Genomic DNA, 7,988 nt, shown 5'->3' with positions numbered 1-7,988 from the left:
CGCGCGCCGCGCGCCGCCGCGCCCGCCCCCCGCGCCCCCGCGGCCCCCCCCCCCGCCCCCCCCGGCCCCCCGGATTCCGCGGCGGTTGGGCAGAGCAAAAGTAGCGGAGCCAGGGGCTTCCGGCTGGGCAAGAGCAGGAGCAACCCAGAGCAGACTCAACAGTAGGCCACAGGGGGCGGAACGGGCAAGGTGCAACTGGGATCCCGCCAAGCCCATCTGCCCTTGAGGAAGTCGCAGCGGATCCCCAGCTACATTTTCCATCGCCATTGCGTTGGGATTCTCAACATCACCCCTAGCAGTATCGCAGAATGAAAGACAAAAATAAAACGGTTTTCCACAGGCTCTCTTGCTGCTCCGCTGACCTGCCCGACCTGCGTCCGGTGGGATTTGCGCTCTGCCCAAGCACTGGGTTCGATGGAATGCCACCAAGTAGATTTAGGATCTGAGTAGCACGAGTTCAGCCATGACCAGTCCCAAGCCGGCATCTTCTCCCCCCCAAAACTCTCCGCCCCTCTGGCTCAGCCTGGCGTTGGGGCTCACCACCGCTCCGGTTCTGTTGGGCCTGGTCTTGGCGGATCGGGCCGGCAAATGGCTGGGATCCCTGAGCTGGGAAGATCCGGGTTGGTGGCTGGGGGAACGGCTGCCCAACTTGGACAGGGCCACGCTGCAGGCCCATGAGCAACAGCGCAAAAACTCTGCCCCAGTCGAGAATTCTTAGCTTCCCTATTGCTTGCGTATCATAGGTAAAGCGAATCTGCAGCAGGAGTTAACAGCCTTTGCGTAGACTGGCCAGACCGCCGCAGGAGTTCACCTCCGGGTTCTCGGGGGTGCTGTTTTGGTTGAGCGCATTCCTCTTCACGGCGGTGGTGAGCGCTTGTCTAGGCTATCTATTCGGCCAACGAGCCCTATCGGGGGTTTCTTCTCCCGTCACCGGTTCCGGTCAGGCTTCTCGCTCCCGCGCAGTTCGGGATCCCCGCAGCGTGCCCTTGCTGAACGAGGCTGAGGTGATCGCAGCAGCGGAAGCAAACCTTCGCCCACCCCCAACGCCTACCCCTCTTTTCACGGCAACGCCCACGCCAGTCGCAACACCTACCCCAACGCCCACCCCCCGCCTGTCGCCTGAGTTGGCGGCGGCCCCCTCTCCAACGCCTACCCCCCGACCTGTCACTCCATCTCCGCCGCCTCCCCGCGCCTCGTCACCGGCGCCCACCCCACCTCCCCTCCCTCGGCAAGTTGCCACCAGTGGCCAGGTTGCCATGCAGGTGCTCTCGGTTCGTCGCGAGGGAAGCCAAGTAGTCTTGAATGTGGCTATGCAGAACAACTCGTCAGAGACGGTGCGCTTTCTCTACAGCTTCATGAACGTTACCGACGACAACGGACGCTCGATCAACGCTCTTGCCCAAGGTTTGCCGGGGGAGTTGCCCCCCAACAGCCAAGTTTTCCAGGGCATCATCCGCATCCCAGCTTCCAGCTTGGCTGGATCCCGCTCCCTGTCCCTGAGTTTGGCCGATTACCCCAGCCGCCGCCACCGAGTGGGAGCCAGCGGGATCCCGGTGCCGCCCTAGCCCCCCTCTTCTTTTGGCTTCAGGCCGGCGATCCGTTCGCGCTCTTGGGGCTAGATCCCCAGGTCTTTACAGGGAAACATGAGGTGGCAGTGCCCAGTCCAACCTTTGAACAGCCTGAGCAAATCCGAGAGCTCTTCGACCGCATTGCTCCCCACTACGACTTCTTTAACCAAACCTTGAGCTTGGGTCTCCATCAGGTTTGGAAGCGCATGGCCGTGCGTTGGTCGGGCGCCAGCTCAGGGGATCACGTGCTGGATCTGTGCTGCGGAACCGGCGATCTGGCCCTGCAGTTGGCCCGCCGAGTAGGACGCAGGGGTCGTGTAGTGGGCCTAGATTTCTCTCCCGCCATGCTGAACATTGCCCGGCACCGCTCCCGGCAGCTATTCCCTAACCATCCCATCGAGTGGGTTCTAGGAGACGCTCTGACCTTGCCTTTTCCCAACGATAGCTTCGATGCCGTTACCATGGGCTACGGCTTGCGCAACGTGAGCGATATTCCCCAAGCCTTGCGCGAGATCCGACGGGTGCTAAAGCCGGGGTGCCGTGCCGCCATTTTGGATTTTCATCGCCCTACAGGGATCCCTTTTCTCGAACACTTTCAGCGCTGGTACTTGAACACCCAGGTCGTTGCCCAGGCCAAAGCCTTGGGACTGGGATCCGAATATGCCTACATCGATCCCAGCCTGGATCGCTTTCCATCTGGAGAAGAGCAACGGCGAATAGCCCTGCAGGCAGGGTTTGCTAGCGCCAAATTTTACCCCCTAGCGTGGGGCATGATGGGAGTACTGGTGATTGAGGCCTGTCACTGCGATCGTCAGTGTAGCGCCTCATAGGGATCCTTTCGCCTCTGCCTAAGTAGATAGGGATCCACCTGAGGCTCAGGCTCTGACCTAAACCATTGGTAGCAAACAAGCTGGACATCTTCTTGATTAAAAAACGGTGGATTCTGATGGTGAGAGGGGAGATCCTTGTACAATTCCTCATCAATAAACAACTCATCCAGCGAGTCAATTAGATTGGCAACATCCCGATCCTTCTGATAAGTTTCCCAAAGTTTCTTACAGTCTCTCTTCTATGTACGAATGCTTTTGATATGGGTAGCCAAGTCCAGCTTCCACCCCGTTCTCACGGGGAATTTTTGCGCTGGGTAAACCGGTTTATGGGCAGCGTTCAGATCCTAACTCCTCCAGAACTGGCTGAGCAGCATGCCAAGCTGGCTGAGGAACAGTTGCAGAGGTACCTAGAGCACACTCGATGCGGGCAAGATAGAAGGCCGGGATGAGACGTCGAGGATCTCACTCCGGCAGACGGGCCAAGCTGACCCCTCGGTAGTAATAGGCCAAAATTTGGTGGTAAGTCCAGCCCTGACGGGCCAATTCTTGGGCGCCCCACTGGCTCATGCCAATGCCATGCCCGTACTTGGGATAGGGGCTAAAATCCGGCAGACTTCTCAAGTAGGGGATCCCGCTCACCCCAACGGTTTGGCTGCCGGCGCTGGCGCTGTACATGGCGTTTACAAATTGCCCCCCATACACCATGACGATGCCGCGGGTGGCGTGTGTTGCTGCTAGGGCGGCGGCTGAGCGCTGCGAGAGGCCCCGATACACCTGGGAGCGGGTGTCGCTAAACACATCAAACCAGCCGCGGGAATTGCGGTGGTGAAGAACATAGGTGCGGGCTGCCACCGCCTGGGCCTTGAGGGCCTCGGGTAAGAAGCGGGATCCCATCTCGGCTTCCACCACGCCGGCCACGTAGTCTTCTAGATCCACGTAGTTGATGGCCATTACCCTGTTATACCCGGTCAAGAGCACCTTGCCGGAATACCAGCGGCCATCCACCGCCACCAGGCCACCCGCTGGCGGCTCGATGAACAACACCGGGCTGACCACCCCCTGCAGGCGCACCCCTTGAGGGCCGGGCTGGGCCAAAAACCCTTGCATGGGCGGCAACTCGGCCAGCACCTCTTGGCGGCTGTTGGTCAGTTGGGCGGGGCGAGAAACGCCCACCACCACAGGGGCGGTGGCGTCGGCCAATTGCACGCGCACCGTCACCCCCCAAGCGCTCTCTATCCATCCCCCTAAGGTGCCCACCAGCAGGGATCCCATCAGGGCAAGCCAACCCCGTGCTCCCATAGCCTCTGTCCAGAGTTCTTTTTTGTACAGCAACCCCAGCCTAGGATAGAGCAAATCGGACTTGGGAACGAAAATCAGGGTGCCTAAAGGGCGGGACGGGATCCCGTTGACAAGGGAGCGGGCGGATGGGGTTGCTCCAAAGGGAGAGAATCAGGTTGTCGAAACCGATCCGGTTCCAGGCCCAAGGCAAAGCACAGGGAGGATCCCGGTCGTCCATTGGAGAAGCAGAGAAAAGCTCCCAGCGAAGCCAATGCCAGAAGGGCCGCATAGCCGAACATGGCCCGATAGCCGGATCCCAGCGCCAGGGTGCCCAGGATCGGCCCCGCCAGCCCAATGCCCAAGTCAAACCCACACATCACCAAGCTGAACAAACGCCCTCGCTCCGCCGGCTCAGAGCGATCGGCTACCAGGGCGGAGATCAGCGGGATCAAGGTGCCAAAACCCGACCCCACCACGATCCCGGCGACAAGAAAAGCCCCGACGCTGTCGGCAACCAACAGGATCCCCATCGCCAGAGCATAGGTGGCCAAGCTCAGAGAGATAAACGGCCCCCGCCCGTAGCGATCGGAAGCGCGACCAGCCAGCAGGCGCACGCCGAAGCTGGCAAAGGCCACCGCCGTATAAAAAAGACCGGGATTGAGGGGAACTCCGACCTCTTGGATCAACAGGGCCACAAACGTGGTCTGGGTGCCGAAGGCCAGCCCCACCAAGAGCATGACCCCGGCGAGAGAGCACACCTTGGGGTTGAGCACAAGGCTCCAAAACGCTCCATCCGGGGGCAGGGATCCCCAACCCCCACGGCGCTGCTCGCGAACCGATTGGGTACAGAGAAAGCCCACCAACCCCAGCAGAGCGGCAAAGAGAAACAGAGGGCCATAACCAACCAGCTCCTGCAAAAAGCCGCCCAAAGCAGGGCCGATGGCTACACCAATGGGATTGACCAAACTCATGTAGCCCAAGATCTCGCCGCGTTTTGCTTCCGGGGCAAAATCCGCCACCAAAGTAACGTAGGCGGTGGCAAAAGCGGCGATGCTGATCCCGTGAAAGGCCCGCACCAGCGCTATCCACGGGATCCAATCCCAGAGCCAGTACCCCAAAGGCGCCATCCCCGCCGCGCCCATGCCGATGAGCAAGACGATCCGGCGACTGTGGCCATCCGCCAGCCGCCCCAACCAAGGGCGAAAAGCCAGCAGCCCAATCGAGAAGGCCCCCATCACCAAGCCCACCTCTTGGCTGGTGCCGCCCACATCCCGGACGTAGAGCGGCAGTGTGGGCAACAGCGAAGACAGACTGGCCCAAAAGAGCAGCCCGGCCACGAAGAGAATGCCCAAGTTGCGCCGCTGCGCCGGCTGTAGCTGCCCGAATACCCTCACGCCCACTCCCGATGAAACTCTCACAACCCTGCCAGGGAGCAAAGCCGTCTCCACAGCATCCCTGAACAGAAATATTACGAAATGTCTATTTGGGTGCTGACTTTTTCAATCTTAACCTCTTGTCTGGAACTGTGCAGGATCCCTGTTCAGGGGCAGCCGTTAGCCTGGAAGTGGCCTTTTTGTACGCTCGCCTATGGTGGAACGGTCGGATCCCTTGACTCGCGGTTTGGTTGCCCTGATTCGGGGCTACCAGATAGGCATCTCCCCTTGGCTGCCTCCTGCCTGCCGCTACTACCCCACCTGCTCCCAGTACACGCTGGAAGCGGTGCGGCGCTACGGCGCCATCCGAGGCAGTTGGCTGGGGATCCGCCGCCTCTGCCGCTGCCACCCTTGGCATCCGGGGGGCTACGACCCAGTGCCCGACTTGCCAGGATCCGCACCTGACGAAACTTATCGCCCCAGCCGAGATTGATTGACGAGGGGGATCCCTGTCAGGCCAAGATCGGTGTTGCCGGAAAAGGCTGTATTTGGGAGCCGGTCAGTCAGGAATAGCAGGCCACCGCCTCGATTTCCACCAAGGCATTCAAGGGCAAGCCAGCCACCTGCACGCAAGAGCGGGCCGGCGCCGGGTCTGCGGCAAAAAACTCTCGATAAACCTCGTTCATGGCGGCAAAGTCTTTCATATCCGCCAAGAAAACGGTTGTCTTCACCACATTGGCCAGGCTCGTGCCCCCTGCTTCCAGCACCGCCTTCAGGTTCAGCAACGCCTGCCGAGTTTGCGAGGCAACATCTTCCCCCGCCAGCTTGCCAGTTTTGGGATCCAGGCCCACCTGGCCGGCGGCAAACAGAAAAGGCCCCGAAGCAACAACGCCCTGGCTGTAAGGGCCGACAGGAACAGGAGCGGCCTCGGTTTGCACCTCCCGAGGGCCTGGCCCAGTTTGGCCCTGCGGGTGGCTCATCGCGGAATTGGCCAGATTGCTCGGCTCCATAGAGGTTTGCCCCCGTGAAGAGAAGCTCTTTCGCTACGCTACCACAGGCGGATCCCAGAGAAGACGAACCCGCAATGCCAAAATAGGCTTGTCGGGAAGAAAAAGTGCTCATGCCTTTGATCAAGTTGCAAACCTCTCTGCAGCCAGAACCTGCCACCGTGGCCGAGCTGCTCAAGTTCCTCTCTGCTGCTCTGGCTAAGCAGTTGGGCAAGTCGGAAGCCTACGTAATGACTGCTTTTGAAGGAGGGATCCCGATGACCTTTGCCGGCAGCGCCGATCCCTGCTGCTATGTAGAGATCAAGAGTATTGGGCAGTTTTCCGCCGATCAAACCCGATCCCTGAGCGAGTTTTTTTGCAGCACCATCGAGGACAAATTGGGGATCCCCAAGAAGAGGATTTACATTGAGTTCGGCGATGCCAAAGGCTATCTTTGGGGATGGAACGGCACGACCTTTGGGTGAAAGCTACTTCACACAAGTCAAGCATCTCCTCGCCTGGCTGCTCCAGCCTATCTAGCAAAAGCTTTTTGACGCTCCCGACCGCCGTGGCAGACCCCACCCAACCCAGAACAAATCCCGCAAAGCAGCAGCTTCTGCTGAAGCTTGCTGGCGTTTTGGGCGTGGCCGTTCTTGTTTTTTGGGCAGCCCATCGATTGGGATTTTTTGGAGTTATTCAAGACTGGTTCGCCGAGGCTCTGGGCTGGGTGGAAGGCTTGGGACCGGTGGGGCCGGTGCTTTTCATTGCCATCTACATTGTGGCCACTGTGCTGCTTCTGCCGGCTTCGGTGCTGACCTTGGGCGCAGGGGCTGTGTTTGGGGTGCTGGCTGGGGCTTTGTACGTGCTGATTGGGGCAACCATTGGAGCCAATTTGGCCTTTCTCATTGGGCGCTACTTGGCGCGGGAACGGGTGGCCAGATGGATCGAGGGCAATCCCCGGTTTGCGGCCATCGATCGGGCGGTGGGGCGCGAGGGATGGAAGATCGTCGGCTTGATTCGTCTGTCGCCCGCCTTTCCCTTTAATCTGCTCAACTACGCTCTGGGACTGACCCAAGTTTCTTTTCTGGATAACCTGCTGGGCACCGTCGGGATCGTGCCGGGCACCTTTATGTATGTGTACATCGGCTCGCTGGCGGGATCCCTGGCCAACAGGGAAGGCCTGGATCCCCAAGCGCAAATGGTTCAGTGGGCCGTTCGCCTTGTGGGCCTCATCGCCACCGTAGCTGCCACCGTCTACATCACCCGTGTGGCTCGGCAAGCCCTACGGGAAGTGGTGGAGCCTGTCTAGGCCAATCCAAGTCAGGTTTGAACTGGGGAGAGCGCCCACCCTTGCGCAGAGGCTTAGCCAACCAGTTGGCAGAGGGTCTCTTGTCTTTCTCGGTCTTGTTCGGCCAGTTCCTGGATGGCGCGTTGGTACACCTGGGCGGGTGTGGATCCCTGGTTAACCTGTCTCAGCCAGCGCTGGGCCTCGTTGCCCTGTTGGAGCAGAGTTTGCAGGGGAGCCAAGAAGCAGCCCAAACCTTGAGGTTGGCCGATGCGCCAGGCTTCGGTCAGCAGCTCTTCAATCCACTCCTGGGCTAAGCATTCCCGGCCGGTGCGCCAGTCGATCAGCCGAGCTTGCAGGGACTCACGGGCAGCAGCCTGCTCGTTGGCCTCGCAAAGGCTCTCCAGCTCCGCTGGGGTAAAAGGCCCTCCCAAGGGATCCAGCGCCTCCGGCTGAGATAGCAATTGCCAGAGGCGGGCCTCTACTAGGGCGGTGATGGCCAGGATCATCACCGGATCTGCCACCAGGTCGCAGATGCGCAGCTCCACTCGGTTGAGGCGATAGGGCCGCTCCGGGCCGTTGGGCCGCACAGAAGCCCAGAGGTGGCGCACGTTCTGCATCGTGCCCAGGGCCAGTTGCTCCTGCATCCAGGCGATGTAGTGGGCGTG

10 protein-coding genes and 1 pseudogene are annotated in these 7,988 nt (G+C 60.4%); 6 read left to right on the top strand and 5 right to left on the bottom strand.

Features of this window, described 5'->3' with window-relative positions:
• A pseudogene (locus NW857_RS11580) lies at positions 1-261 on the bottom strand (hypothetical protein); the annotation flags it as partial.
• A 202-nt stretch (positions 262-463) separates the two neighbouring features.
• Between NW857_RS11580 and NW857_RS11575 the strand changes: the two are divergent.
• From NW857_RS11575 to ubiE, 3 genes are all read left to right on the top strand, one after another.
• Positions 464-718, top strand: a complete 255-nt coding sequence (locus NW857_RS11575; RefSeq protein WP_414334100.1) for a hypothetical protein — start codon at positions 464-466, stop codon at positions 716-718.
• Between the two features lie 121 nt (positions 719-839).
• Positions 840-1,565, top strand: coding sequence for a hypothetical protein (locus NW857_RS11570; RefSeq protein ID WP_414334099.1), 726 nt, complete (start codon positions 840-842; stop codon positions 1,563-1,565).
• An 89-nt stretch (positions 1,566-1,654) separates the two neighbouring features.
• A complete protein-coding gene (ubiE, locus tag NW857_RS11565; RefSeq protein ID WP_414338347.1) occupies positions 1,655-2,398 on the top strand; it encodes a bifunctional demethylmenaquinone methyltransferase/2-methoxy-6-polyprenyl-1,4-benzoquinol methylase UbiE in 744 nt (247 codons plus the stop codon).
• 462 nt (positions 2,399-2,860) lie between these two features.
• On the opposite strand, the gene NW857_RS11560 is transcribed toward ubiE, so the two are convergent.
• Both NW857_RS11560 and NW857_RS11555 read right to left on the bottom strand, forming a co-directional pair.
• Positions 2,861-3,730 carry a SpoIID/LytB domain-containing protein gene (locus NW857_RS11560; RefSeq protein ID WP_414334095.1) on the bottom strand — a complete coding sequence of 290 codons (870 nt, stop codon included), beginning with the start codon at positions 3,728-3,730 and terminating at the stop codon, positions 2,861-2,863.
• Between the two features lie 50 nt (positions 3,731-3,780).
• Complete coding sequence (locus NW857_RS11555; RefSeq protein ID WP_414369005.1) at positions 3,781-5,070, bottom strand: MFS transporter; 1,290 nt, start codon at positions 5,068-5,070, stop codon at positions 3,781-3,783.
• A 193-nt stretch (positions 5,071-5,263) separates the two neighbouring features.
• Here NW857_RS11555 and yidD point away from each other — a divergent pair, with 193 nt between their 5' ends.
• Positions 5,264-5,542: a membrane protein insertion efficiency factor YidD gene (gene yidD, locus NW857_RS11550; RefSeq protein ID WP_414334091.1), complete on the top strand. Its 279-nt coding sequence runs from the start codon at positions 5,264-5,266 to the stop codon at positions 5,540-5,542.
• A 70-nt stretch (positions 5,543-5,612) separates the two neighbouring features.
• On the opposite strand, the gene NW857_RS11545 is transcribed toward yidD, so the two are convergent.
• On the bottom strand, positions 5,613-5,987 hold the full coding sequence (locus NW857_RS11545) for a RidA family protein (RefSeq protein ID WP_414369006.1): 375 nt from the start codon (positions 5,985-5,987) through the stop codon (positions 5,613-5,615).
• A gap of 182 nt (positions 5,988-6,169) precedes the next feature.
• On the opposite strand from NW857_RS11545, the gene NW857_RS11540 reads away from it, so the two are divergent.
• Together NW857_RS11540 and NW857_RS11535 are read left to right on the top strand one after the other, a co-directional pair.
• Positions 6,170-6,520 (top strand): phenylpyruvate tautomerase MIF-related protein, encoded by a 351-nt coding sequence (locus NW857_RS11540; RefSeq protein WP_414369002.1) that lies wholly within the window; start codon positions 6,170-6,172, stop codon positions 6,518-6,520.
• A gap of 158 nt (positions 6,521-6,678) precedes the next feature.
• Positions 6,679-7,344 carry a TVP38/TMEM64 family protein gene (locus NW857_RS11535; RefSeq protein WP_414334087.1) on the top strand — a complete coding sequence of 222 codons (666 nt, stop codon included), beginning with the start codon at positions 6,679-6,681 and terminating at the stop codon, positions 7,342-7,344.
• Positions 7,345-7,397: 53 nt separating this feature from the next.
• Here NW857_RS11535 and NW857_RS11530 read toward each other — a convergent pair.
• Positions 7,398-7,988: glutamate-cysteine ligase family protein (locus NW857_RS11530; RefSeq protein WP_414369000.1), on the bottom strand; the 591-nt coding region annotated here is incomplete at its 5' end.

The sequence above is a fragment of the Synechococcus sp. H55.9 genome (genome assembly GCF_047462355.1).
GTDB lineage: Bacteria > Cyanobacteriota > Cyanobacteriia > Thermostichales > Thermostichaceae > Thermostichus.
The sequence above is the reverse complement of the archived record's forward strand: the minus strand, read 5'-3'. Positions and strand labels throughout refer to the sequence as shown.